The sequence below is a fragment of the Streptomyces sp. NPDC048751 genome (assembly GCF_043198595.1).
Lineage (GTDB): Bacteria > Actinomycetota > Actinomycetes > Streptomycetales > Streptomycetaceae > Streptomyces.
On sequence record NZ_JBICUX010000011.1, the window covers coordinates 194,657 to 217,749 of the forward strand.

General features: G+C 71.6%; 21 protein-coding genes. 6 read left to right on the plus strand and 15 right to left on the minus strand.

Going from position 1 to position 23,093, the window contains the following annotated elements:
- Positions 1–51: 51 nt before the first annotated feature.
- From ACGFNV_RS31840 to ACGFNV_RS31855, 4 genes are all read right to left on the minus strand, one after another.
- The gene (locus ACGFNV_RS31840; protein ID WP_393627336.1) at positions 52–1,080 is read right to left on the minus strand and encodes a glutamate ABC transporter substrate-binding protein; all 1,029 of its coding nucleotides are present in this window, start codon (positions 1,078–1,080) and stop codon (positions 52–54) included.
- Positions 1,081–1,094: 14 nt separating this feature from the next.
- The gene (locus ACGFNV_RS31845; RefSeq protein WP_393627171.1) at positions 1,095–2,552 is read right to left on the minus strand and encodes a hypothetical protein; all 1,458 of its coding nucleotides are present in this window, start codon (positions 2,550–2,552) and stop codon (positions 1,095–1,097) included.
- Between the two features lie 178 nt (positions 2,553–2,730).
- Positions 2,731–3,480 (minus strand): response regulator, encoded by a 750-nt coding sequence (locus ACGFNV_RS31850; RefSeq protein ID WP_393627173.1) that lies wholly within the window; start codon positions 3,478–3,480, stop codon positions 2,731–2,733.
- Positions 3,477–4,304, minus strand: coding sequence for a sensor histidine kinase (locus ACGFNV_RS31855; RefSeq protein WP_393627175.1), 828 nt, complete (start codon positions 4,302–4,304; stop codon positions 3,477–3,479). Before ACGFNV_RS31855 ends, ACGFNV_RS31850 begins: the two co-directional genes overlap by 4 nt.
- Before the next feature lie 153 nt (positions 4,305–4,457).
- Between ACGFNV_RS31855 and ACGFNV_RS31860 the strand changes: the two genes are divergently transcribed.
- Together ACGFNV_RS31860 and ACGFNV_RS31865 are read left to right on the plus strand one after the other, a co-directional pair.
- A complete protein-coding gene (locus ACGFNV_RS31860) occupies positions 4,458–5,168 on the plus strand; it encodes an ABC transporter ATP-binding protein (RefSeq protein ID WP_393627177.1) in 711 nt (236 codons plus the stop codon).
- Positions 5,165–7,474: an FtsX-like permease family protein gene (locus ACGFNV_RS31865; protein WP_393627179.1), complete on the plus strand. Its 2,310-nt coding sequence runs from the start codon at positions 5,165–5,167 to the stop codon at positions 7,472–7,474. The genes ACGFNV_RS31860 and ACGFNV_RS31865 overlap by 4 nt, the downstream gene beginning before the upstream one ends.
- Before the next feature lie 186 nt (positions 7,475–7,660).
- On the opposite strand, the gene ACGFNV_RS31870 is transcribed toward ACGFNV_RS31865, so the two are convergent.
- The 7 genes from ACGFNV_RS31870 to ACGFNV_RS31900 all read right to left on the minus strand — a co-directional run bounded on the left by ACGFNV_RS31870 (position 7,661) and on the right by ACGFNV_RS31900 (position 15,754).
- Positions 7,661–8,626 carry an N-acetylglucosamine kinase gene (locus ACGFNV_RS31870; RefSeq protein WP_393627181.1) on the minus strand — a complete coding sequence of 322 codons (966 nt, stop codon included), beginning with the start codon at positions 8,624–8,626 and terminating at the stop codon, positions 7,661–7,663.
- On the minus strand, positions 8,617–9,882 hold the full coding sequence (locus ACGFNV_RS31875; protein ID WP_393627183.1) for a 6-phospho-beta-glucosidase: 1,266 nt from the start codon (positions 9,880–9,882) through the stop codon (positions 8,617–8,619). The genes ACGFNV_RS31870 and ACGFNV_RS31875 overlap by 10 nt, the downstream gene beginning before the upstream one ends.
- A gap of 7 nt (positions 9,883–9,889) precedes the next feature.
- Positions 9,890–10,786, minus strand: a complete 897-nt coding sequence (locus tag ACGFNV_RS31880) for a carbohydrate ABC transporter permease (RefSeq protein WP_393627185.1) — start codon at positions 10,784–10,786, stop codon at positions 9,890–9,892.
- 1 nt (position 10,787) lies between these two features.
- A complete protein-coding gene (locus ACGFNV_RS31885) occupies positions 10,788–11,729 on the minus strand; it encodes a carbohydrate ABC transporter permease (RefSeq protein WP_393627187.1) in 942 nt (313 codons plus the stop codon).
- A 2-nt stretch (positions 11,730–11,731) separates the two neighbouring features.
- Positions 11,732–13,069 (minus strand): ABC transporter substrate-binding protein, encoded by a 1,338-nt coding sequence (locus ACGFNV_RS31890; RefSeq protein ID WP_393627189.1) that lies wholly within the window; start codon positions 13,067–13,069, stop codon positions 11,732–11,734.
- Positions 13,070–13,183: 114 nt separating this feature from the next.
- Positions 13,184–14,395, minus strand: a complete 1,212-nt coding sequence (locus ACGFNV_RS31895) for an ROK family protein (RefSeq protein WP_393627191.1) — start codon at positions 14,393–14,395, stop codon at positions 13,184–13,186.
- Between the two features lie 249 nt (positions 14,396–14,644).
- The gene (locus ACGFNV_RS31900) at positions 14,645–15,754 is read right to left on the minus strand and encodes a mechanosensitive ion channel family protein (protein WP_393627338.1); all 1,110 of its coding nucleotides are present in this window, start codon (positions 15,752–15,754) and stop codon (positions 14,645–14,647) included.
- 322 nt (positions 15,755–16,076) lie between these two features.
- On the opposite strand from ACGFNV_RS31900, the gene ACGFNV_RS31905 reads away from it, so the two are divergent.
- On the plus strand, positions 16,077–16,613 hold the full coding sequence (locus ACGFNV_RS31905; protein WP_393627193.1) for an HNH endonuclease: 537 nt from the start codon (positions 16,077–16,079) through the stop codon (positions 16,611–16,613).
- 80 nt (positions 16,614–16,693) lie between these two features.
- Here ACGFNV_RS31905 and ACGFNV_RS31910 read toward each other — a convergent pair whose 3' ends face one another.
- The 3 genes from ACGFNV_RS31910 to ACGFNV_RS31920 all read right to left on the minus strand — a co-directional run bounded on the left by ACGFNV_RS31910 (position 16,694) and on the right by ACGFNV_RS31920 (position 19,346).
- On the minus strand, positions 16,694–18,055 hold the full coding sequence (locus tag ACGFNV_RS31910; RefSeq protein ID WP_393627340.1) for an FtsX-like permease family protein: 1,362 nt from the start codon (positions 18,053–18,055) through the stop codon (positions 16,694–16,696).
- 62 nt (positions 18,056–18,117) lie between these two features.
- Positions 18,118–18,816, minus strand: coding sequence for an ABC transporter ATP-binding protein (locus tag ACGFNV_RS31915; protein WP_393627195.1), 699 nt, complete (start codon positions 18,814–18,816; stop codon positions 18,118–18,120).
- A complete protein-coding gene (locus ACGFNV_RS31920) occupies positions 18,813–19,346 on the minus strand; it encodes a PadR family transcriptional regulator (RefSeq protein WP_393627197.1) in 534 nt (177 codons plus the stop codon). The genes ACGFNV_RS31915 and ACGFNV_RS31920 overlap by 4 nt, the downstream gene beginning before the upstream one ends.
- Before the next feature lie 233 nt (positions 19,347–19,579).
- On the opposite strand from ACGFNV_RS31920, the gene ACGFNV_RS31925 reads away from it, so the two are divergent.
- The 3 genes from ACGFNV_RS31925 to ACGFNV_RS31935 all read left to right on the plus strand — a co-directional run bounded on the left by ACGFNV_RS31925 (position 19,580) and on the right by ACGFNV_RS31935 (position 22,510).
- Positions 19,580–19,801, plus strand: coding sequence for a hypothetical protein (locus ACGFNV_RS31925; RefSeq protein WP_393627342.1), 222 nt, complete (start codon positions 19,580–19,582; stop codon positions 19,799–19,801).
- Positions 19,802–21,949, plus strand: coding sequence for a 4-alpha-glucanotransferase (gene malQ, locus ACGFNV_RS31930; protein ID WP_393627199.1), 2,148 nt, complete (start codon positions 19,802–19,804; stop codon positions 21,947–21,949).
- A 279-nt stretch (positions 21,950–22,228) separates the two neighbouring features.
- Positions 22,229–22,510, plus strand: coding sequence for a hypothetical protein (locus ACGFNV_RS31935; protein WP_393627201.1), 282 nt, complete (start codon positions 22,229–22,231; stop codon positions 22,508–22,510).
- Between the two features lie 49 nt (positions 22,511–22,559).
- Here ACGFNV_RS31935 and ACGFNV_RS31940 read toward each other — a convergent pair whose 3' ends face one another.
- Entirely contained in the window at positions 22,560–23,093 is a 534-nt protein-coding gene (locus ACGFNV_RS31940) for a MarR family winged helix-turn-helix transcriptional regulator (protein ID WP_393627202.1), read from the minus strand.

Genomic DNA, 23,093 nt, shown 5'->3' on the forward strand with positions numbered 1-23,093 from the left:
CTCTCGCTGCTGTGTGGGTTGCTGGGGGCTCCGCTGTTGGTCGACGTTCCGTCAGCTCGTGCGCAGGTACTGCGGGACGGGTGGCTTCGACGCCGTCGCGTCCCGGCCCAGTGTCGCCGACAGCCACGTGTCGTACGACGCCTGCCAGCCGTTCGCGCGGTACTCCACCAGGATCTGATTGACCCGGCGTACCAGATCGTCGGCGTCCTTCTTCATCGCCACGCCGTAGTACTCGGTGGTGAAGGCCTTGCCCTTCAGTGCGACCGTCGGGTCCTGCGCGGCCTGGCTCGCCGCGAGCGCGCCGTCGTTGACCACCGCGTCGGCCTCACCGAGTTGCAGCCTGACCAGGCAGTCGAGCTGGTTGGGGACGGGCGGGAGGATGTCGACGGAGGAGGGGATCGTGCCCGTCTCCTTGTCCTTCTTCAGCTTCGCGTACGCGATCGAACCGGCCGCCGAGCAGACCTTCTTGTTCGCCAGGGTGTCGTCGTAGCCCTTGATCGTCGAGGACTTGGGCGCCAGGACCGTCTGCCCGGTCCTGAAGTACGGCGCGGAGAAGGCGACCTTGCTCGCGCGGTCGCAGGTGATGGTCGTCGTGCGGACGACCATGTCGACCCGGCCGTCCTGGATCGCGGGGATGCGCTGGTTGGTGGGGATGGCCTTGAACTGGACCGCGTTCGGGTCGCCGAGGATGTCCTGGGCGATCCGGTGGACGAGGTCGATGTCGAAGCCCTCCAGCTCGGCGTCCGCCCGGTTGGGGTCCCGGTAGCCCCAGCGGTAGCTGTTCTGGTCGACGCCGACGATCAGCTTGCGCTTCTCGCCCGTGCGGTTCTTGATGGCGGTGATCGTGGGCCCGTCCGCGCTCGACGGCGCCAGCGTCTGCTTCTCCGGCGCCTTGCAGGTGCTGTCCGCGGCATGGGTGCCCGTGGCGGCGCCCGGACCTGCGGTGCCCGTGCTGCCGTCGCCGGAGGACCGGGCCTGCGGCAGCAGCAGGACGAACGCCAGCGCGAGGGCGCAGACGACCGCCATCGCGCCCACTCCGCCCCAGCCCTTCAGGCCGGCCCGCACCCGTCGCACATGCATCGTCACGCCCCCTTTCACCGGTACTCCGAAAGCCTGCGCCCGATGCCGAGGACGGCGCCCGCCGCGCCCAGGACGGCGAGGACGGCGGCGCCCAGCGGCAGCCCGCCCATCGCGTCCAGGCCGTCACCGGCCGCCTTCCTGAACTCGCCCTGCTCGTGGGTCAGCGCCTTCGCCAGGTTGTCGTCGACGCTGTCGAAGCACTCACCGGTCGCGCCCTGGGCGCCGATCACCTTGGCGAGCGCCTGCTGGTAGTTGCCGTTCTCGTCCTCTTCGCGGGCCGTTGCGTGGCGCTTCTTCCACTCCGTCATGTTGCCGACGGCGGCCGTCACCGGCTTCTCGCCCGCCTGGTCGTCGGCGAGCTTCTCCGCCTGCGCGAGGCCCTTGCCGAGGGCCGCCATGTCCAGGGTGAAGTCGTGGTCGTAGGCGTCGACGGTGTCGTCGCCGACCTTCACCGTCTCGGCGCCGCGGGCGACCAGCGTGAGGTTCTCGTTGCCGCGCGCCTTGAGGGAGGCGATGCGGGCGTCGTGCAGGACGTTGAGGGAGCGCACCCCGTGGTCGTAGGAGTCGTTCAGGCCGGCGCGGGCGACGCTGTGGCCGACGACCAGCCAGAGCAGGACGACGGTGGCGGTGGCCGTGGCCGCGACCAGACCGTGGTTCAGGACGCGGTGGGTACGGCGGTAGTTGCGGTGCTGGGCCCAGGCGAGCGCGGCGAGGGTGAGGACGCCGAGGGCGATGGCGGCCCAGGGGTAGGGCGTGGCGTCCGCGTAGTCGGACTCCAGGCGCTGGTTCTCCTTGGTGTAGAGATCCTGCGCGGCCGGGAGCATCTCCTTCTGCATCTTCTCGTTCGCGTACCGCAGATACGCGCCGCCGACCGGGAAGCCCTGCCGGTTGTAGGTGCGGGCGCGTTCCACCAGGCCCTTGTACTCCGGCAGCAGCTTGTTGAGCTTGGTGATGGTGGCCGCGGAGGGGGAGCCCGCGTCGGAGTTGTTGGCCGCCGTGACGAGCTTCGCGGCGGCCTTGTCGATGTCCTCCTCGTACCGCTCGCGCGATGCGGGGTTCTCCTGGCCGCCGGCGAGGAAGCCGCTGGAGGCGGCGGTGTTGGCGTCGGCGAGCGAGCGGTAGATGTCGGCGGCGGCGGCGCTGAGCGGCTGGCTCTTGTGCAGGACGTCGTCGGCGGCCGCCGTTCTGTCCGTCATCTGCCAGGCGGTGACCGAGCCGAAGGCGACGACGAGGAGGGCCAGCAGAGCGCCGATGATGCGCAGCCGGCCCGGTTCGGTCGTCGCGGCGCCGCGCAGCTGGTCGACGCCCTCTGCGAACGCGGTACGGCGGGGTGGCGGGGGCGGGCCGCCGAGGGCCGGCGGCGTGCCGGGGGCGCCGGGAAGGACGGGCGGGCCGGGCTGCGACGGGACGGCCGGGATCGTGGGCACGCCGGTTCCCGGTGGTGCCGCGCTGCTCTTCGGCGGGTGTGTCACCTTGACCTCCCCCATGGTCATCTGTCGCCGCAAGTATCGCTGGCGGGACCCATATCCGCACCGGCATTGACTCGATCTTGATCGGATCGCAGTGGAGCGCTCGCGGCACGGGGGCCGGTTCTGTACCACCCCTTGCCCATGAACACGCCGCGAGAATCTGTTCGGTTCCCCGCGGGGGTCAGTGATCGCGCGTGGGGTCACCCGGTTCGACCAGGCCGGTTTCGTACGCGAGCACGACGGCCTGGGCGCGGTCGCGCAGGGCCAGCTTGGCGAAGATACGGGCCACGTGGGTCTTGACCGTGGACTCACTGAGCGTCAACGCGTGCGCGAGTTCGCTGTTGGACAGCCCCCTGCCCATGAGCGTCAGCACCTCGACCTCCCGAGGCGTGAGCAGGGCGAGGTCGCGGTGGATCGCGGGGTGCCGCGGCTGCAGGGAAGGGCCGGGGCCGCCCGGGGCGCCGGCCTCGGAAGCGCGGGAGACCACGGACGCTCCGGAGGCGAAGCGTTCCACGAGACGGCGGGTGATGGAGGGCGCGAGCAGCGCGTCCCCGGTGTCCACCAGGCGTACGGCGGCGGCCAGGTGCGCCGGTGTGACGTCCTTGAGCAGGAAGCCGCTGGCGCCCGCGGTGAGGGCCGCGTAGACATAGGCGTCGAGGTCGAACGTGGTCAGCATGATCACCCGGCAGTCCGGGACCGTCGCGAGGACACGGCGGGCGGCCTCCAGACCGTCCATCCGCGGCATGCGGATGTCCATCAGGACCACGTCGGGCCGCGTCGCGTGCACCGTGTCCACGGCCTCCAACCCGTCGGCCGCCTCCCCGACCACGTCGATGCCCCGGCTGTTCAGGATGAGACGGAAGCCGGTGCGGACCAGCTCCTGGTCGTCGGCGACCACCACGCGGGGCGCGGGTTCCGCGGGTGTCGTCATGGCCGGTCCAGGGGGATGCGGGCGCGGACGCGGTAACCGCCGCCCAGACGGCGCCGGGCGTCCAGGTCGCCGCCGTAGACGGCGACCCGCTCGCGCAGGCCGAGCAGTCCGCGTCCGGTTCCGTCGGCGTCCCGCGCGTCCGGGCGCCGCCCGGACACCGTAGGCTCGCCCGACAGCACGCTCGGCCCGCTGTTCAGGACCTCCACGCGCAGGCTGTTCTCCGCGTACCGCACCGTCACCTGCGCCTTCGTGCCGTCGCCGTGTTTGAGGGCATTGGTCAGGGCCTCCTGGACGACGCGGTAGGCGGTGACGTCGATCCCCGTGGGCAGCGGGCGCGGCTCCCCGGAGATCCGCACCTCCACCGGCAGGCCGGCGAAGGAGATCCGGTCGATCAGCGGGCTGAGCCCGCTCAGGCTCGGCTGGGGCGACAGATCGGCGTCGTAGGACTCGTCGTCGCCGTCCTGCGCGGGCGCGAGCAGACCGAGCAGGTGCCGCAGCTCGGTCATGGCGTCGCGTCCGGCGGTCTCGACGGCGCTCATCGCGGCCGCCGCCTCGTCGGGCATGGTCCGGAGCACCTCGCGGGCGGCCCCGGCCTGGACGACCATGAGGCTCACGTTGTGGCTGACGATGTCGTGGAGGTCGGCGGCGATCCGGGCGCGTTCGGCGTCGACCGCGGCCTTCGCCGCACCCTCGCGCTCCCGCTCCAGCAGCCACCCCCGCTCCTCGACGGCCGCCCGGTGCCGCCGCCGGGCCCGCACCAGCGCGACGCTCAGCACGACGATCGCCCCGCAGGACAGCGCCCACGCGCCGACGAGCCACACCATTCCCCAACTCCCCACCCGCCCAAGGCTCCCAGCCCCGGGCCCGCACCACATCATTCTCCGGGACCGGCTCCCTACATCCCCAGGACGACGACCCGCTCCGCTTACATCCACCGAGGGACGCCACCGGCCTCCCGCCCCTTCTAGGTTCGTGCCATGACTACTGATCGGGACCGGGCTGGGGACGTCGTCGTACGCCTGGACGACGTGCGCAGGGAGTACGGCGACGTGAAGGCGCTGGACGGTGTCTCCCTGGAGATCCGCACCGGGGAAGCGATCGCGATGATGGGGCCCTCCGGCTGCGGCAAGTCCACCCTGCTCAACATGATCGCGGGGCTGGACCGGCCGACCTCCGGAACGGTGCGGGTCCAGGGACAGGACCTGGGGACACTGAACGAGACCCGGCTGGCACTGTTCCGGCGACGGCACATCGGCATGATCTTCCAGTTCTTCAACCTCATCGACGACCTGTCGGCCCTGGACAACGTCGCGCTCGCCGCACAGTTGACCGGCACCTCCGCCCGGCACGCGCGCCGCCGGGCGCTCGAACTCCTCGACGAACTGGGCATCGCCGAACGCAAGGACACCTACCCGGCCGCACTGAGCGGCGGCGAACGCCAACGGGTCGCCGTGGCGAGGGCCCTGATGAACCGTCCGGCCCTGCTGCTGGCCGACGAGCCGACCGGCGCGCTGGACAGCCGCTCGGGAGAACAGGTGATGGACCTGCTGATCGACCTCAACCAGATCGGACAGACCCTGCTGATCGTCACCCATGACCCGAACCTGGCCACCCGCTGCGCCAGCCGCCTGGTCGAGCTCGCCGACGGCCGGATCACCCGGGAGAGCACGCTGGAGCCCACCGCATGAGCGCCGTGTGGACGACCGCGCGCGCGGCGGTGCGCCGGCGCCGGGTCCAGACGCTCGTCATCGGGCTCGTCGTCCTGTGCTCCACCACGACCGTCCTGCTCGGGCTGGGGTTGCTCTTCGCGGCGTCGGCGCCCTTCGACAGGGCCTTCGCCGCGGAACGCGGCGCCCACGCGACGGCGACCTTCGACCTCACCGGCACCTCGGACGCCCAACTGGCCCGCACCGCGAAGCGCCCCGGGGTCGAGGCCGCCGCCGGTCCCTTCGGGCAGGCCGTGCTCGAGATGCCCCACGACTGGCTGTGGATGCCCGCGAGTTCCGTCACCGTCGTCGGCCGGGCCGCACCGGACGCCCCCGTGGACCGCGTCCGTCTCCTGGAGGGCCGTTGGGCCACCGCTCCCGGCGAGATCGTCGTGAACTGGCCGGCCAGTGGCACCCCCGGCCCCGACCTCCTCGGCACGAAGCTGAAGCCCAGGGGAGCGCCGGAGTTCACCGTCGTCGGCTTCGCCGGCAGCATGAGCAAGTCCGCCGGAGCCTGGGTCTCACCCGAACAGATGGCCGCACTGCACCCCACCGCCGCCCAGATGCTGTACCGCTTCACCGGTTCCCCCGACACGGACCGTCAGATCCGCGACGATCTCGCCGAGGCCACCGAGGACCTGCCGACCGGATCACTGACCACCGCACAGACGTACGTGACGCTGAAACGGGCCTTCTCCGCACAGGTCGACGCCTATCTGCCGTTCATGACGCTCTTCGGCGTCCTGGGCCTGCTGGTCGCCGTCCTGATCGTCGGCAACGTCGTCAGCGCAGCGGTCGTCTCGGGTCACCGGCACATCGGTGTCCTCAAGTCCCTGGGGTTCACCCCGAACCAGGTCATGGCGGTCTACCTGACCATGGTCTGCGTGCCCGCGGTCATCGGCTGTGTCCTCGGCACCCTCCTCGGCACCGCGCTGGCCGGCCCCGTCCTGGGGATGGCCTTCACCGGCATCGAGACCGGCGGCGCCGCCGTCGGCACCGGCCCGTGGCCGTCCGTCGTCTGCCTGCTGGGCATGCCCGCCCTCGTCGTCGTCGCCGCGCTGATCCCCGCGGTGCGCGCGCACCGGCTGTCCGCCGCGCAGGCCGTCACCGCGGGCAGCGCACCACGGGCCGGCCGGGGACTGCGCGTCCAGCGCGGGCTCGCCGGCACCCGGCTGCCGCGCGCGGTGAGCCTGGGCCTGGGCCAGCCCTTCGCCCGCCCCGGCCGCACCGCGCTCACCCTGGCGGCCATCGTCCTCGGCGTCACCACCGTCACCCTGACGACGGGCCTGACCAGCACCATGGTCGCGTACGGCAAGGTCGGCAAGGGCGACGGGGCCGCGCGGGTCGACGTACGGGCGGGTTCGCCCGCGGCCCACCAGCGGGTGCGGAAACTGACCGACGAGCAGACCGAGGAACGACTGCGCTCGCTGCCCGGCGCCGACCGGGTCACCGCCCGCGCGTTCGCCAAGGCGCGGCTCGCCGACCAGACCCAGAGCGTGTACGCCGACTTCTACCGGGGGGACACCCGGGACCTGGCCTCCGAGATCGTCGAGGGACACTGGCCCGCCCGCGCGGGCGAGGTGGCGGCCGGGCCCGCGTTCCTGCGCCAGCACGGGCTGTCCGTGGGCGACACGACCACCCTGCGGCTGGGCGGCGAACAGACCCGCGTCACCGTCGTCGGCGAACTCATGGAGGGCAACGCCCAGGCCGTGGAGTCCAACTGGCCGACACTGACCCTGCTCGCCCCGAGGACCCCGGCGACCGACTACACGGTCCGGCTCGCTCCCGGCGCCGACGCACGCGCCTACGCCGCCGCGGTCAAGGCGGCCGACCCCGGCCTGTACGCGACGCCCCGAGGCTCGGGCGACGCCGCCACCGTCACCGTCGTCGGCTTCGCGTCGGTGTTCACCGTGCTGCTGACGGTCGTCGCGGCGCTCGGGGTGTTCAACACGGTCCTGCTGAACGTCCGGGAACGCCGCCGCGACCTGGGCATGCTCAGGTCGATCGGGATGACGCCACGCCAGGTCGTCGCGATGACGGTGACCTCGGTGGCCGGGGTGGGCGTGGTCGGCGGGCTGCTCGGCATCCCCTTGGGGATCGCGGCCCACCGCTGGGTCGTGGACAACGTCGGAGTGATCAACTTCCCCGAGTCCATGAAGGACGTCTGGCACGCCCCTCAGCTGGCCGCGCCGGCTCTCGCCGGCGTCGCGATCGCCGCCCTGGGCGCGCTGGTCCCGGGCCGGTCGGCGGCCCGGCTCACCATCGCGACGGTCCTGCACAACGAGTAGGGCTCCCGCCCCGGTTCACGACGACTCCAGGTCCAGGCCGGTGGCGCGGAAGAAGCCGTGCGGGCCGTGGGTGCCGGTGCCCAGGCCGGGGCGGCGGGCCGTCGCGCCGTGGTGAAGGGAGGTGACGCCCGGGCGGCGAGTTCCGTGGTGCCCTTGACGGTGCCGTACGTCGATGGCCCGCCCCCCTCAGAAGTGCTCCCGCACCCGCTCCTGCGCCTCCACCCCCGCCCCCACCCGGTCAAGGCCCAGCAGCGCGGCGCCCAGGACCGGGCGGGCCGTCACCACGCGCGGTACGGCCTTGGGCGCGCGGGCGGCGAGCAGGTCGGTGATGCCGTCCTCCAGCTGGGGGTGGCGTGCCATGAGGACACCACCGCCCAGCAGGACCGGCGTCTCCTCGTCCAGGAGGTCCAGGCGTGACAGCGCCACGACCGCCATGGTGACGACCTCGTCGGCCAGGCGGTCGACGATCGCGCGGGCCACCGGGTCGCCCTCGGCCGCCGTCCCGAACAGGACCGGCGTCAACTCGTGCCGGCGCACGGGGGCGATGTGCTCCAGGTGCAGCGCCTCGATGAGCGCGTACATGGAGTCCAGGCCGAAGTGGGCCGGCAGCGTGCGCGTGAGCTCGGTCGGGTCGCCGCGGCCGTCCTCCGCGCGGGCCGCGTGCCACACGGCCTCCTCGGCGAGCCCCCAGCCGCCGCCCCAGTCGCCGGAGAGGCGCCCGAGGGCCGGGAAGCGGGCCGTGCGGCCGTCGGGGCGCATGCCGACGCAGTTGATGCCGGCGCCGCAGACCACGGCGACGCCCTTGGGTTCGGCCACGCCCGCCCGCAGGATCGCGAACGTGTCGTTGCGGACCTCGACGGTCGTGCCCCACGCGCGCGCGTGGAGCGCGGCCGCCAACTGCTCCTCCTCCACGGGCAGGTCCGCGTTGGCCAGGCAGGCCGAGACATGGGTGACTGAGGTGACCCCGGCCAGGGCGTACGCCCGCGCGACGGTGTCCGCGAGGTCGTCGACCGCCGCCCCCACGCCCACCGCGGGCGGCCGGAAGCCGCCGCCGCGGGCCGTGGCCAGGACGTCTCCGTCGGGCGCCACGACCGCGACGTCGGTCTTGCTGTTGCCGGCGTCGATGGCGAGGACGCCGTCGGTCAGGCCCACGCGAGGTGCTCCCGGTTGTGTGCGATCAGCTGGTCGGTGAGGGCGTCGGCGTACGCGTACTGTCCGACGAGGGGGTGCGCGAGCAGGGCCCGGAACACCTGGTCCCGGCCGCCCTCCAGGGCCGCGCGGAGGGCCAGGTCCTCGTACGCGGTCACGTTCGCCATGAGCCCCGCCTGGAGCGGGTCCACGGCAGCCACCGGCAGCGGGGTCGGACCGGACGGGCCCACCGCGGCCTGCACCTCGACGACCGCGTCCGCGGGCAGGAACGGCAGTGTGCCGTTGTTGACCGTGTTCACCACCTGGTAGGGGCTCCCTCCGCCGCCGAGCAGCGCGGCCGCGAGGTCCACCGCCGCCTCCGAGTAGTAGGCACCGCCCCGCTTCGCGAGGAGTTCCGGCTTCTCGTCGAGGGCCGGGTCACCGTACATCTTCAGCAACTGCCGCTCCATCTCCGCGACTTCCGCGGCCCGGGACGGCTTGGTGCGCAGTTCTCGTACGACCTCGTCGTGCGCGTAGTAGTAGCGCAGGTAGTACGAGGGGACCACGCCCAGCCGGTCCAGCAGCGGGCGGGGCAGGTGCAGGTCGGCGGCGATCGTGTCGGCGTGGCCGGCCAGCAGCTTGGGCAGCACGTCCTCGCCCTCGGGGCCGCCGAGGCGGACGCCGGTCTCCCAGGTGAGGTGGTTGAGGCCCACGTGGTCCAGGTGGACGTCGGCGGGCGTGACGCCGAGCAGCGCGGCGAACTTCCGTTGGAAACCGATCGCCACGTTGCACAGTCCGACCGCCTTGTGCCCGGCCTGGAGCAGGGCGCGGGTGACGATGCCGACCGGGTTGGTGAAGTCGATGATCCAGGCGTCCGGGTTGGTACGGCGGACCCGTTCGGCGATGTCGAGGACGACCGGGACCGTACGCAGCGCCTTGGCGAGGCCGCCCGCGCCGGTCGTCTCCTGGCCGACGCAGCCGCACTCCAGAGGCCAGGTCTCGTCCTGCTCGCGGGCCGCCTGGCCGCCGACGCGCAGCTGGAGCAGGACCGCGTCGGCGCCGTCGACGCCCTCGTCCAGGTCGCCGGTCGTCACGACCCGGCCCGGGTGCCCCTGCTTGGCGAAGATGCGCCGGGCCAGCCCGCCCACCAGCTCCAGACGCTCCACCGCCGGGTCGACGAGCACCAGCTCCTCGACCGGCAGGGTGTCCCGCAGGCGCGCGAACCCGTCGACGAGTTCGGGGGTGTAGGTCGAGCCTCCGCCGACCACGGTGAGTTTCATATTCGGGTTAACCCTTTACTCCGGTGAGGGTGACACCTTCGACGAACGCCTTCTGGGCGAAGAAGAACACGAGGATCACGGGGGCCATGACCAGTACGGTCGCGGCCATGGTGAGGTTCCAGTCGGTGTGGTGGGCGCCCTTGAACGACTCCAGGCCATAACTCAGGGTCCACGCACCGGGGTTCTCCGAGGCGTAGATCTGCGGTCCGAAGTAGTCGTTCCAGGCGTAGAAGAACTGGAAGAGGGCGACGGCGGCGATGCCGGGCTTCGCCATCGGGATGACGACGCGCAGCAGGGTGCGCAGGTCACCGCAGCCGTCCACCTTCGCCGCGTCCACGTACTCGTTGGGGATGGTCGTCAGGAACTGGCGCAGCAGGAAGATGGAGAACGCGTCACCGAACGCCATGGGGATGATCATCGGCCACAGCGTGCCCGAGAGGTCCAGTTGCTTCGCCCAGAAGAGGTACATCGGGATGACGACCACCTGCGGCGGCAGCATCATCATCGAGATCACCAGCATGAGCGCCAGATTGCGGCCCCGGAAGCGGAACTTGGCGAGCGCGTACGCCACCGGGATGGACGAGACCACACTGAGGACCGTGCCGAGGCCGGCGTAGATCAGGGTGTTCTTCCACCAGGTGAGGAAGCCGGGGGTGTCGAAGACCTTGCGGTAGTTGGCCCACTCCCAGGTGTGCGGGATCAGGTCCCGGCTGAGCGACTGCGAGTCGCTCATCAGCGAGGTCAGGAACACGAACACGAAGGGGAGGGTGAAGAACAGGGCGGCGGCGACTCCGAGGGAGTGCACCGCGATCCACTCCAGGAGCGCCCGCCGGCGGGCGGTGCGCTCGGCCGGCGAGGACGACGGGGCCGGCAACTCCAGCGGCCGGTCCAGTACTTGGGTCATGTCAGTCACCTGCCTGGATGAGTCCGCCCCGGCGCCGCATCAACAGCGCGGTGAACGCCATCGACAGGGCGAACAGGACCAGGGCCACGACACACGCGGAGCCGTAGTCGAAGCGCTGGAAGCCGAGGTTGTAGACGAGCTGGGGAAGGGTGAGCGTGGAGTGCTCCGGGTAGCCGGGCTCGAACAGGGTGCCCGCGCCCTGGATCACGCCGGAGGCGACCTTCCCGGCGACCAGCGGCTGGGTGTAGTACTGCATCGCCTGGATGACGCCGGTGACGACGGCGAACATGATGATCGGCGAGATGTTCGGCAGCGTGATGTGCCGGAACCGCTGCCACGGCGTCGCGCCGTCCAGCTCTGCCGCCTCGTACTGCTCCTTCGGTACGTCGAGCAGCGCGGCCATGAAGATCACCATCAGGTCGCCGACGCCCCACAGGGCCAGCAGGGTGAGGGCCGGCTTGGACCAGGTCGGGTCGTTGAACCAGCCCGGCGCCGGGATGCCGATCTTCTCCAGCATCGAGTTGACCGGGCCCGTACCTGGGTTGAGGAGGAAGGCGAAGGCCATCGTCGCGGCCACCGGCGGGGCCAGGTAGGGCAGGTAGAAGAGGGTGCGGAAGACGCCCGTACCCGTCTTGATCTTCGTGATGAGCAGGCCGATCCCGAGTCCGAAGAGGACCCGCAGGCTCACCATGATCACGACCAGCCAGAGGGTGTTGCGCAGGGCGGGCCAGAAGAAGGGGTAGTGCTCGAAGACGTACGTCCAGTTCTTCGTCCCGCTCCACGTCGGCGGCTTGAAGCCGTCGTAGTGCATGAACGAGAAGTAGACCGTCGAGATCATCGGGTACGCGAAGAAGACCGCGAAGCCGATCAGCCAGGGCGAGAGGAAGGCGGTGGTTCGAAGCGCCGCTCGGCGGCGCTTCGACGCCAGGGTGACGGTGCTCATCGCTACTTCGCCTGCGCGATGTCCGTGTCGATCTGCTGGGCCGTCTTCTCCAGGCCGGCCTTCAGGTCCTTGACCTTGCCGCTCTCGTAGTCGTAGCCGAGCTGCTGGATCGTCGTGAGGTACACACCGCCGTTGATCGAGGCGGGAGCGGACGTCGAGTTCGGGTTCGCGGCGATGTCCAGGAACGTCTTGAAGCGCGGGTCGTACTTCAGCTTCGGGGACTTCAGGGCGTCCAGCGTGGACGGCACGTTGTGGATCGCGTTGGAGAAGCCGACGACCGCGTCCGTGTCCGTGGTCATGTACTTCACCAGTTCCCAGGCCGCGTTCTGCTTCTTGCTGGTCGCGGCGATGCCGGCGATGGTGCCGGTGATGTAGCCCTTGCCGTACTGGGCCGCCTGGTCGTCGGGGACGGGCAGCGGGGCGACGCCGATGTCGAACTTCGGCTTGGCGTCCAGGGCCATGCCCAGGCGCCACTCGCCGTCGAGCTGCATGGCGACCTGTCCGGTGTGGAAGGGGTGCTTGGGGCCCCACTCGTCGCCCAGGGTGGCGCGGTAGGTCTCCAGCTTCTTGTAGCCGCCGAGTTCGTCGACGAGCTTCTTCTGGAGCGTGAACGCCTTCGCGAACGCGGGGTCCTTCGCGACGTTCGACTTGCCGCTGGAGTCGAAGTAGGTCGGGGAGAACTGGCCGAGGTAGTGCTCGGTCGTGGTCTCCCAGCCGTGGTAGTCCGGCATGAAGCCGAGCTGCTTGTAGGAGTTCCCCTGGGGGATCGTCAGCTTCTTCGCGTCGGCCTCGAACTCCGACCAGGTCTTCGGCGGGCTCTTGATGCCGGCCTTCTCGAACGCCGTCTTGTTGTAGTAGAGCCCGTAGGCGTCGCCAAGCAGCGGCACCGCGCACCGGTCGCCGTCGAACTGGGTGTACCCGTTCATCGCCTTCGGGAAGGTCGCGTCCGGGTCGATCCCGGCCTTCTTGAAGAACGGGTTGAGGTCGACCAGCGCACCCGACGAGCAGAACCTGCCCACATTGGTCGTGGTGAAGGAGGAGATCACGTCGGGCGCCTTGTCGCCGCCCGCGCGCAGCGCCTGATTGATCTTGTCGTCGGTCATGTTGCCGACGATGTTCACGTGGATGTTGGGGTGCGCCTTCTCGAAGCCGGCGACGAGCGACTTGACGGCCTTCACCTCGCCCGGCGCACTCCAGGCGTGCCAGAAGTTGAGGGTCGTCTCCTTGGCGGCGTCGTCGCTCGCGGCCGATTGGGACTGGCCGGTACAGGCGGTGGCGAGCAGGGTCAGTGAGGCGGTGGCGGCGAGCGCGAGGGCCGCCTTTCGTGACATTCCGGGCATGGCAGGGTCTCCCAGGGCAGGGCAGGGCAGGGCAGGGCAGGGCAGGGCGGTGTGGTGAGGGACTACGGGAGGGGGGTGGGGCTGTGGGGTCTCGGGTGGTCCAGCGCGGGTGGTTCAGCGCGAGGTGTCGAAGACCTCGTCGCGGGTGGCGGCCAGCGCGCTCTCCAGTGCGCCGCGCAGCACGGGATGGGTGTGCACGTCGCCGACGACGAGCCGGGGCCGGGAGGCCGCCAGCTCCTCCAGCTCGGCCTGGACCAGGGCGCGCAGCACTTCGCCGCCCGAGGTCAGCGAGGCTCCGCTGAGGACGACGAGTTCGGGGTCGAGGACGGAGACGAGTGAGGCGAGACCGGTGGCGAGCCGGGTGGCGTAGGTCTGGAGCAGCAGCCGGTTCAGGACCGTGTCCTCCGCGGCGGCCCGCTCGACGAGAGCGGCGGCCACCTCGGCGTACGGACCCGCTGGGATGCCGGTGATGCCGAGCTCCCGGGCCAGCTGGGGGATGGCCTGTGAGCCGGCCAGCTCCTGGTATCCGCCACTGTTGGCTTTGGTCACCTGACGGACCAGGGGTGCCCCCGGAACCGGCAGGAAACCCACCTCTCCCGCGCCGCCGGTCCAGCCGCGGTGCAGTCGGCCGCCGAGGACGAGGGCGGCACCGAGGCCCCCCTCGTTCCACAGCAGCACGAAGTCGTCGTGGTCCCGGGCCGCGCCGAGCCGTTGCTCGGCCACGGCCACGAGGTTGACGTCGTTCTCGTACTCGACCGGCATCGGCAGCGCGGCGGCGAGGTCGTCGAGCAGCGCGGGGGAGTGCCAGCCGGGGAGGTGTGAGGCGTAGCGCAGGCGGCCGGTGTTGGGGTCGAAGGCGCCGGGCGTGCCGATGACGAGCCGGCGGACGTCGTCCCGGGTGAGGCCCGCCGCCTTCACCGCGCCGTCGAGAGCGTCGGTGACCTGCTGGACGACGGACCGCGCGGGGCGCCTGCCGGGGGTGAGCAGTTCGTACTCGCCGACCGTGCGGCCGGTGATGTCGGCGACGGCGGCGAGGAGGCGTTCGGGGGTGACGTCGAGGCCCGCGGCGTATCCGGCGGCCGGATTCACCTCGTAGAGCTGGGCGTTGGGGCCGGGGCGGCCCTCACTGGTGCCCGTGGCGAGGACGAGTCCCGCCGCCTCCAGGCGGGCCAGGAGCTGTGAGGCGGTCGGCTTGGACAGGCCGGTGAGCTTGCCGATCCGCGTGCGGGACAGCTGGCCGTGGGTCAGCAGCAGGTCGAGCGCGGCGCGGTCGTTCATGGCGCGCAGGACGCGCGGGGTGCCCGGCGTACCGGCGGTTCCTGCCATGGGGTCGACACCTGCCTTTCAACTGCCCAGCTTCTCAGTGACTTGGAAGGGAAGTCCATCCGGTGGCTTCGAGGAGGCTCCCGCGATCACTGTTAGGAAAGTTTCCTATCCGGTGGGGAGGAAGGTAAGCCCGCCGCGGAAGGGCCGTCAAGAGACATTGGCCGGATCCATGGCAAGGAGCGGGTGTGAAACGACAAAAGGCGGCGCCCGGAACACTCCGGGCGCCGCCTCGAAAGCTGCGGGCGCTGCCTACTTCACCGCCGGCCTCGGCTGGGCGATCGGGGAGGCCGCCGCCGACTGGGGTGACTCCGCGTTGGCGTACACCGACGGGGCGGCGACCGCCGCTGTCGGGTCGGGGGCCGTCGCCTCGTCCTCGGGGACTGCCGTCGCGCCGCCGACGATGCGGATGTCGGCCGCGTCGAAGGCCCGCTTGACGCGCCAGCGCAGCTCACGGGCGACGGTGAGGGACTTGCCCGGCATGGTCCTGGCCGAGATGTGGACGACCATGGAGTCCAGGAGCACGCTGTCCAGGCCGAGGACCTCGACGGGGCTCCACAGCAGCTCGTTCCAGGGCTCTTCCTTGCTCATCTTCTCGGCGACCTCGTCGAGGATGGCCTTGACCCGGTCCAGGTCCTCGGACGCCTTCACGGTCACGTCGACACCGGCCGTCGCCCAGCCCTGGGACAGGTTCCCGATGCGCTTGACCTCGCCGTTGCGGACGTACCAGATCTCACCGTTGTCGCCGCGCAACTTGGTCACGCGCAGCCCGACCTCGATGACCTCGCCGGAGGCCACGCCCGCGTCGATGGTGTCACCGACGCCGTACTGGTCCTCGAGGATCATGAACACGCCGGAGAGGAAGTCCGTCACCAGGTTGCGGGCGCCGAAACCGATGGCCACACCGGCGACACCGGCGGACGCCAGCAGCGGCGCGAGGTTGATCTGGAACGTCGACAGCACCATCAGCGCGGCCGTGCCCATGATCAGGAAGGACGCCACCGAGCGCAGTACCGAGCCGATCGCCTGCGAGCGCTGCCGGCGCCGCTCGGCGTTCACGAGGAGCCCGCCCAGCGCCGTGCCGTCCACCGACTGCGCCGTGCGGCTCATGCGGTCGATCAGCTTGGTGATGGCCCGCCGCACGACCACTCTGAGCACCGTGGCTATGACCAGGATCAGCAGGACCCTGAGCCCGATCGCGAGCCACGTCGACCAGTTCTGCTCGACCCAGCCGGCGGCGTTCGTCGCGCTCTCCTGAGCGTCCTGAAGCGTGGGCACCGTCGGTGCCGTCGTCTCCGACGGGGACGGGGTCGGCGACGGCGACGAACCGGCGGCCAGTAGGACGGCGTCCGCGGGGGACATGGACACGGCAGGTACCTCCAGGTGCAACGGTCCACCCGTTCCGGTACGGCGGTCAGGTCGTCCAGATCACGGATCGGTCACCGGACGGGCAGAACCACCACACTAACGGGGCATTGTGTGGGGGTCGGGCCGATGTGTGAAGGAGAGACTGTGCTCACCTGGGCTTGAACCGGTCATGATCCGGGGGATGTATCAGGGTGTGGTCGAAAACACTCCCAGCCCGTTACCGGGACATGGTGGCGCTTCCACCAGGCATGAGGAGAGACTGACTGCACATCGTCCCGGCGCAAGCCACGCGCCGCCGACGCCCAAGGAGGCATCCGTGCCGCATGTCCTGGTCCTCAACGCGTCGTACGAGCCGCTCGGCGTCGTACCGCTCCGCCGCGCGCTCATCCTCGTCCTGGAGAACAAGGCTGTCTCCCTGGAGGAATCCGGCGCCTTCATGCACAGCGCGACCGTCACAGTCCCCGCACCCAGCGTGGTCCGGCTCAAGCGATTCGTCCGGGTTCCCTATCGGGGGCCCGTTCCTCTGACCCGTCGAGCGCTCTTCGCCCGCGACGGGGGCCGGTGCATGTACTGCGGTGGCGTCGCAACCAGCGTCGACCACGTCATCCCGCGCAGCCGCGGGGGCAAGCACGTCTGGGACAACGTGGTGGCGTCCTGCCGCCGCTGCAACCACGTGAAGGCCGACCGACACCTCGTCGAGATCGGCTGGCGGCTGCGCCACAAACCCGCCCCGCCGTCCGGCCTGGCCTGGCGCATCATCGGCACCGGCCATCGTGACCCGCGCTGGATGCCGTACCTGCAACCGTACGGCGCCGACGACGCCCTGGCCCGGATCGACGGCATCTCCGCCTGACGATCCGGGCCTTCGTATTGCCCGCCCCGAGGGTCCCCTGTTCTCCCGGGGCGGGCTGTCATGGGGCGGTCCCGCGTGCCCTACGAGTACCGCAGCTCCGCCGGGTGCACCGAGCGGCGCAGCAGGGGCAGCGAGGTGGCCGCCGCCAGCAGACACGCCGCGTACACGGCGACCGGGACCAGCAGTGCGACATACGGCACGTCCGTGGTGGCCTCCATGGGCAGCGAGGCGTACCAGACACCGATCCCCATGCCCCCGACGCCCGCCACGGCCACCGCGGGCGCCAGCGGCAGCGCGGTCTCCAGGAGCAGAGCCCGGCCCAGCACCGTCCGCGGCACCCCGGCGGCGGCCTGCGCGGCGAGGCCCCGGCGACGGTTGGCCAGGGACTCGGCGGTGCCGACGGCGAGCCCGGAGAGCGTGATCGCGAGGGCCACCGCGATCGCCGTGGCCGTGAGGTTCAGGCCCGTCGTGTAGAAGGACATGTCCGTGCCGAGCTCGTTGTGGTCCCGCATGAAGTTCAGCTCGGTCAGCAGCGTCCGCCGGACCCCCACGAAGCCCGTACCGACGACCGTCACCAGCAGCACCGCCGCGTGCGTGCGGGCCGCCGCCCACGGGTCCTCGCGCAGCCGCTCCGCCGCGATCAGCGTGGCCGCCGACCGGGCCCGGGCCGCCAACAGCCGCCCGGTGACCTTCGCCGCGGCACCCGCCAGCCACACCGTGCCCGCGCCGACCGCCAGGACCAGGCCGAACATCAGCAGCTGCACCTGACCGTAACCGCGGCCCGGCTGGTTGCCCGAGGTGCCCACGACTGCGAGGAGCGCCAGCAGCACCACCAGCACCACCGCCCCCACGAACAGCAGCCCCGGTCCCCGCCCCGAGTTCGGCCGCACCCGGCGTACCCAGCCGAGCGGCGACGTCACCACCCGGCGCAGCGCCAGCGCGCCCGCCGCCGCGCCCAGCACCGGCACACCCAGCGCGACCAGCACGAACCCGACCCAGGCCAGGGCGACGGGGTGGTCCCACCGGCTCAGCAGCACCGTGAGCGCGGTGACCGTGGCGAGTGCCGAGCCCAGCAGGCAGGACAGCCCCGTCTCCAGCGCGGCGATCCGGCGCACCTGCGCCGGCGTGGCACCCGCCAGCCGCAGCCCCGCCAGCCGCCGGTCGCGGTGCACGGCGCCGATCCGGGCGCACTGCCCGAGGAAGCCGAGCACCGGCACGAGGAGGAGCAGCAGGCTCACTATCACACCGGACCGCTCGCCCGGATGGTTCAGCAGACCGTTGCCGACGGGCACGTGGTAGTACCCACGGAGGGAGGCCAGCGCGGCAGCGGTCAGCGCGAAGCCCGTCGCCAGCGCGGCGCCGGCCGCCGTGAGGCCGACCCGCCACCATTCGCGGCGGTCGGAGCCGCGCGTGAGCTGCCAGGCGAGCCGGACGTCGGTCATGATTCCCGGGCTGCCGGGGCTGCCGGGGCTGCCGGGGCTGCCCGCTGTGCGTGTCTTGGTGCTCACGCGGTCACCCCCACCGGTGCCACCGTGCCGTCGATCAGCCGGACCTCGCGGTCGGCGTACGCCGCCACCTGGGCGTCGTGCGTGATCAGCAGCACCGACGTCCCGGACTCGCGCGCGGTGTGTGTCAGCGCCGTCATCACCTGCTCCGTCGCGAGCGAGTCCAGCGCGCCCGTCGGCTCGTCCGCGAAGACCACCTGCGGGCCGGTGACCAGGGCCCGGGCCAGCGCGACCCGCTGGGCCTGGCCGCCGCTCATCTCACCCGGCCGCAGCCCCTCCTGTCCGCGCACCCCGAACCGCTCCAGCCACTCGCCCGCCTGGGCGTGCGCCTCGGCGCGGGCGGTCCCGGCCAGCATCAACGGCAGCGCCACGTTGTCCACGGCCGTCAGCTCCGGGATCAGCTGCCCGAACTGGAAGACCACGCCGAAGTCCGTACGGCGCAGCACGCTCAGCCGCTTCTCGGGCAGCTGGTCCAGCCGCTCCCCGGCGTACACCACCGAGCCCTCGTCGGGGCGGACGATGCCCGCCAGGCAGTGCAGCAGCGTGGACTTGCCGCTGCCACTGGTCCCCGTGACGGCGAGGATCTCGCCGGTGTGCAGTTCCAGCGAGGCGCCGCGCAGCGCCTGCGACCTGCCGTGTGCCTTGGCGAGGTCACGGCCCGCGAGGAGCGGTACCGACCTACCCCCGTTGTTGCTCATGCTGCGTCGACCTCCGCGGTCAGAGTGATCAGCCGGGCCGCCGTGGTGGTCATCCAGCGGAGGTCGGCGTCGAGGTGGTTGAGGGCGTAGTCCGCCGAGAGCACGGTCGCGAGATCCGCGCCCTTGGCGGTCTTCACCGCGGTGAGCTCACGCATCCGCTCCATGTGGGCGGTGCGCTGAGCCCGTAGATAGGCGGCCGGATCGCCGTTCGACAGGATCGAGACGACGACCTTGGCGAAGATCTCGTTGGTGACGAACGGCGCGGGCGGGGCGATCTCCCCGGCCCAGCGCGACAGCTCACGCGAGCCGTCGTGCGTCGAGCGGTACACGGTCCGCTCCGGGCCGCCGTCCGAGTCGGTGCCCTCGACCTCCGCCAGGCCGTCGCGGACCAGGCGCTGGAGGGTCGTGTACACCTGCCCGTAGGCCAGCGGGCGGGCCTGGGGGAAGCGTTCGTCGTGGCGTCGCTTCAGGTCGTAGCCATGGCTCGGCCCCGTCGCGAGCAGGCCCAGCAGGATGTGACGGGTGCTCATGGGGACCATTATGCACTCGATATATGTACTGAGTGAATAGAGGGGGGTGGGGTGGAGGGAGGTGAGATGGAACATGTGTCTTGTTCGTGGTTCACACGTCTGCCCTCGCGCCTGGTGGGTAGGGCTGCGATAACCCGTTACGACGATTACGAAGCCGTCCGAAGCCGTATTCGACGAAGGAGGCCCTCGTGGCCACGCCGGTACACCCCGTTCTCTTCTCCCGCTCCAAACGCGTGCCCGCTCCCCGTACGAAGCCCTACGTGCAGTCCTGCGCCGAGGCCGACGGCGACGGGTGCATATTCAGCTCCGAGTCGGCCCACGCCGAAGCCCCCCTCACCAGCGAACCGCCCCTCCCTGACGCCGAGCCGCTCACGAGCGAGCCGCCGCTCTCCGACGCGGCACCCCTGACCAGTGAGTCCGACGCCGCCCTGGACTCCGGCACCACGAGGCCGTAGATGACCCCACCCCGGCCGGTCCCCAGCGAGGACCTGTCCCGGCTCGCCGAACTGCACGGCGTCGCCACCTCCTACCGCCCCTCCCCGGACCGCACGGTCACCGCCTCCGCCGCGGCCGTCGTCCGCGTCCTGGCCGCCCTCGACGTCGACGCCGGTACGCCGGAGGCGACGCGTGCCGCGCTGGCGCAGCGGGAGCGGGAACTGAGTGAACGGCTGTTGCCGCCGACCGTCGTCGTGTGGGGCGGTGCCGATGCGTCTGGCGTGCCTGCGATGCCGGCGGTGCTGGCCGGGTTGCCCGAGGGGACTCGGTTGAGGGTCGAGACCGAGCAGGGTGAGGTGCGCGGCGATGCCGAGGGCCTCCCGGCCGGGGTTCATGTGCTGACCGCGAGCGCGCCGGACGGGCGTGTGGCGCGGTCCTTTCTTGTGGTGGCGCCGGCTCGGCTGCCCGCGGTCGGCGGTCGGTCGTATGGGCTGCTTGTTCAGCTTTATTCTCTTTTGTCCCGGCGGTCCTGGGGGATGGGGGACCTCGGGGACCTGGGTGAGTTGGCGGGGTGGGCCGGGCGGGCCTTGGGGGCCGGGTTCGTGCAGGTCAATCCGTTGCATGCGGCTGTTCCCGGGCGTCCTACCGATCCGTCTCCCTATCGGCCGTCCTCTCGGCGGTTTCCCGATCCTGTGCATCTGCGGGTTGAGGATGTTCCGGAGTATGCGTATGTGGTGGGGGGTGGCGGTTCCGGCGATTCGGGTGGTGCCGGTTCCGGTGGTCCCGGTGGTCCCGGTGAGCGGGTGCGGGCTTTGTTGGGGCGGGCCCGGCGGTTGCGGGAAGCGGTGCTGGAGAAGGACGCGCTGATCGACCGGGACGCCGTGTGGGAGCTCAAGCGGGAGGCGCTCGAGCTGGTGTGCGAGGTGCCGCTCGGGCCCGGTCGTCTTGCCGACTACTGCGACTTCCTCGCCGCGCAGGGGCAGGCGCTCGAGGACCATGCGACCTGGTGTGCGCTCGCGGAGGCACATGGCGCGGACTGGAGACGCTGGCCCGTGGGGCTGCGGGATCCTCGGTCGGCGGAGACGGCCCGTGCGCGTGCGGAGTTGATGGACCGGGTCGACTTCCACTGTCGGCTTGCCTGGCTCACCGACGCTCAGCTCACCGAGGCCCAGCGGGTCGCCCGGGAGGCGGGGATGCCGGTCGGGATCGTGCATGACCTGGCGGTCGGTGTGCATCCCGAGGGGGCGGACGCGTGGGCCCAGCAGGCGTACTTCGCCGCGGGGATGTCCGTGGGAGCGCCGCCGGACGCGTTCAACGCGCGCGGGCAGGACTGGGGGCTGCCGCCGTGGCGCCCTGATCGGCTCGCCGAGTCGGGGTACGAGCCGTATCGCGATCTTTTGCGTGGTCTGTTCCGGTACGCGGGTGCTCTGCGTATCGATCATGTGATGGGGCTGTTCCGGTTGTGGTGGGTGCCGCAGGGGGATCCGCCCACGGAGGGGACGTACGTTCGCTACGACGCCGAGGCGATGCTGGCGATCCTGGTGCTGGAGGCTTCGCGGGCCGGGGCGGTGGTGATCGGGGAGGACCTGGGGACCGTGGAGCCGGGGGTGCGGGAGGCCTTGCGGGAGCGGGGGGTGCTGGGGACGTCGGTGTTGTGGTTCGAGCGGGACTGGGAGGGGGACGGGCGGCCGCTGCGCCCTGAGCGGTGGCGGGCCGACTGTCTCGCCACCGCCACGACGCACGATCTGCCGCCCACCGCGGCGCGGCTGGCCGGTGAGCATGTCGAACTGCGGGACGGGCTGGGGTTGTTGACCCGGGACGTCGAGACGGAGCGGGCGGAGGCGGCGGCGGATACGGGGGAGTGGTTGGCGCTGCTCGCTGAGCTCGGACTGTTGGACGGGGTGGGTGGGGGGCTCGGTGAGGCGTCGGAGGAGGCCGAGATTCAGGCCGTCCACCGCTTCCTGCGGCGTACGCCCGCGCGCATGCTCGGCGTCTGGCTCCCCGATGCTGTGGGCGACCGCCGGCCGCAGAATCTGCCGGGTACGTGGGACCAGTATCCGAACTGGCGCCTTCCGATCGCCGACGCGGAGGGGCGGCCGGTGACGCTGGAGGAGCTGGCGGCTTCTCCGCGGGTGCGGGCGTTGATGGAGGTGCTGCGGGAGGGGTAGGGCGGGCGTGCGGGGCGCTGTCGCGCGCCTGCTGTTCGTGGGTGGGCCGGGGGTGTGGCGGTGCGGCGAGCCCGTCGCGGGTCGCGCCCCTCTGCGCGCTGCCACGGTTCAGCGGCGTTGGGACCAGCTGAGCGACGGGCTGCGCCGCACCGCCACACCCCGCTCCCCGCCGTGGGCGACCTCCCCGTCGCGGGGCTCCAGGCCGCCTTCACTGGCCCGTCGGCTCTTATACGGGACCCCGGGCGCGCGGCCGCTGACTGCGTTCGCTACTTTTGCACTGTGGACAAGAAGAACGCCCTGCGCGCCGGCGCCCTGGCTGCCGGTACGACGCTGATGATGCTGCTCATGTCGTCCCCCGCGCTCGCGCTGACCCGCGACGACGGCGACGACCCCGGCCAGGGACTGAGCGTCATCGAGACGCTGGGCCTGTATGTCCTGGCCCCGCTTGTGATCTTCGCGGTGATCGCCGGGCTCGTGATGGTCCTGGACGGGTCGACGGACCGCGAGCCGAAGCCGAAGGCGGAGGCGAAGGGCAAGTCCGAGGCGGGCGCGAGCGCCTGACGTCGCTTGACGCAGGGCGCCGTGGCAGCGGGCAGCGGTGCCCTCGTCGCTAGCTCGTCGGGTCTTGTGTTCCCGCGAGCAATTCACGGAGAAGGTCGGCCAGTTGGCCGGCCTTTTCGTCGTTCAGGGCGGTGGTCAGGGCCTCCGTCTGTACGGCCAGGCCCGCGCCGACGGCCTCGTCGATCAGGGTCAGACCCTTGTCGGTGAGGGTGACGTGCAGGGCGCGGCGGTCGTGCGGGTCGGGGGAGCGGCGCAGTAGGCCGGCGCGTTCCAGCTTGTCGAGGCGGCCGGTCATGCCGCCGGTGGTGAGCATGAGGGTCGCCGAGAGCTGGCGGGGCGAGAGGGTGTAGGGCTCGCCGGAGCGGCGCAGGGTGGCGAGGACGTCGAACTCGCCCCGGGAGATCCCGAAGCGGGCGTACGCCTGCTCCACGCGGTCGCCCATGGCGCGCGAGAGGCGGTAGACGCGGCCGAAGACCTCCATCGCCCGGGTGTCGAGGTCGGGGCGGACGGCCGCCCACTGTTCGATGATCGCGTCCACCGGGTCTCGGGGAGTGGGGGGCTGCGGGGGGCGGCTCTGAGTCAT

Coding starts and splice junctions, on each gene's coding strand:
- ACGFNV_RS31840 (WP_393627336.1), bottom strand. CDS start 1,080: ATGCATGTGCGACGGGTGCGGGCCGGCCTGAAGGGCTGGGGCGGAGTG.
- ACGFNV_RS31850 (WP_393627173.1), bottom strand. CDS start 3,480: ATGACGACACCCGCGGAACCCGCGCCCCGCGTGGTGGTCGCCGACGAC.
- ACGFNV_RS31855 (WP_393627175.1), bottom strand. CDS start 4,304: ATGGTGTGGCTCGTCGGCGCGTGGGCGCTGTCCTGCGGGGCGATCGTC.
- ACGFNV_RS31860 (WP_393627177.1), top strand. CDS start 4,458: ATGACTACTGATCGGGACCGGGCTGGGGACGTCGTCGTACGCCTGGAC.
- ACGFNV_RS31865 (WP_393627179.1), top strand. CDS start 5,165: ATGAGCGCCGTGTGGACGACCGCGCGCGCGGCGGTGCGCCGGCGCCGG.
- ACGFNV_RS31875 (WP_393627183.1), bottom strand. CDS start 9,882: ATGAAACTCACCGTGGTCGGCGGAGGCTCGACCTACACCCCCGAACTC.
- ACGFNV_RS31880 (WP_393627185.1), bottom strand. CDS start 10,786: ATGACCCAAGTACTGGACCGGCCGCTGGAGTTGCCGGCCCCGTCGTCC.
- ACGFNV_RS31885 (WP_393627187.1), bottom strand. CDS start 11,729: ATGAGCACCGTCACCCTGGCGTCGAAGCGCCGCCGAGCGGCGCTTCGA.
- ACGFNV_RS31890 (WP_393627189.1), bottom strand. CDS start 13,069: ATGCCCGGAATGTCACGAAAGGCGGCCCTCGCGCTCGCCGCCACCGCC.
- ACGFNV_RS31895 (WP_393627191.1), bottom strand. CDS start 14,395: ATGGCAGGAACCGCCGGTACGCCGGGCACCCCGCGCGTCCTGCGCGCC.
- ACGFNV_RS31900 (WP_393627338.1), bottom strand. CDS start 15,754: ATGTCCCCCGCGGACGCCGTCCTACTGGCCGCCGGTTCGTCGCCGTCG.
- ACGFNV_RS31910 (WP_393627340.1), bottom strand. CDS start 18,055: ATGACCGACGTCCGGCTCGCCTGGCAGCTCACGCGCGGCTCCGACCGC.
- ACGFNV_RS31915 (WP_393627195.1), bottom strand. CDS start 18,816: ATGAGCAACAACGGGGGTAGGTCGGTACCGCTCCTCGCGGGCCGTGAC.
- ACGFNV_RS31920 (WP_393627197.1), bottom strand. CDS start 19,346: ATGAGCACCCGTCACATCCTGCTGGGCCTGCTCGCGACGGGGCCGAGC.
- malQ (WP_393627199.1), top strand. CDS start 19,802: ATGACCCCACCCCGGCCGGTCCCCAGCGAGGACCTGTCCCGGCTCGCC.
- ACGFNV_RS31940 (WP_393627202.1), bottom strand. CDS start 23,093: ATGACTCAGAGCCGCCCCCCGCAGCCCCCCACTCCCCGAGACCCGGTG.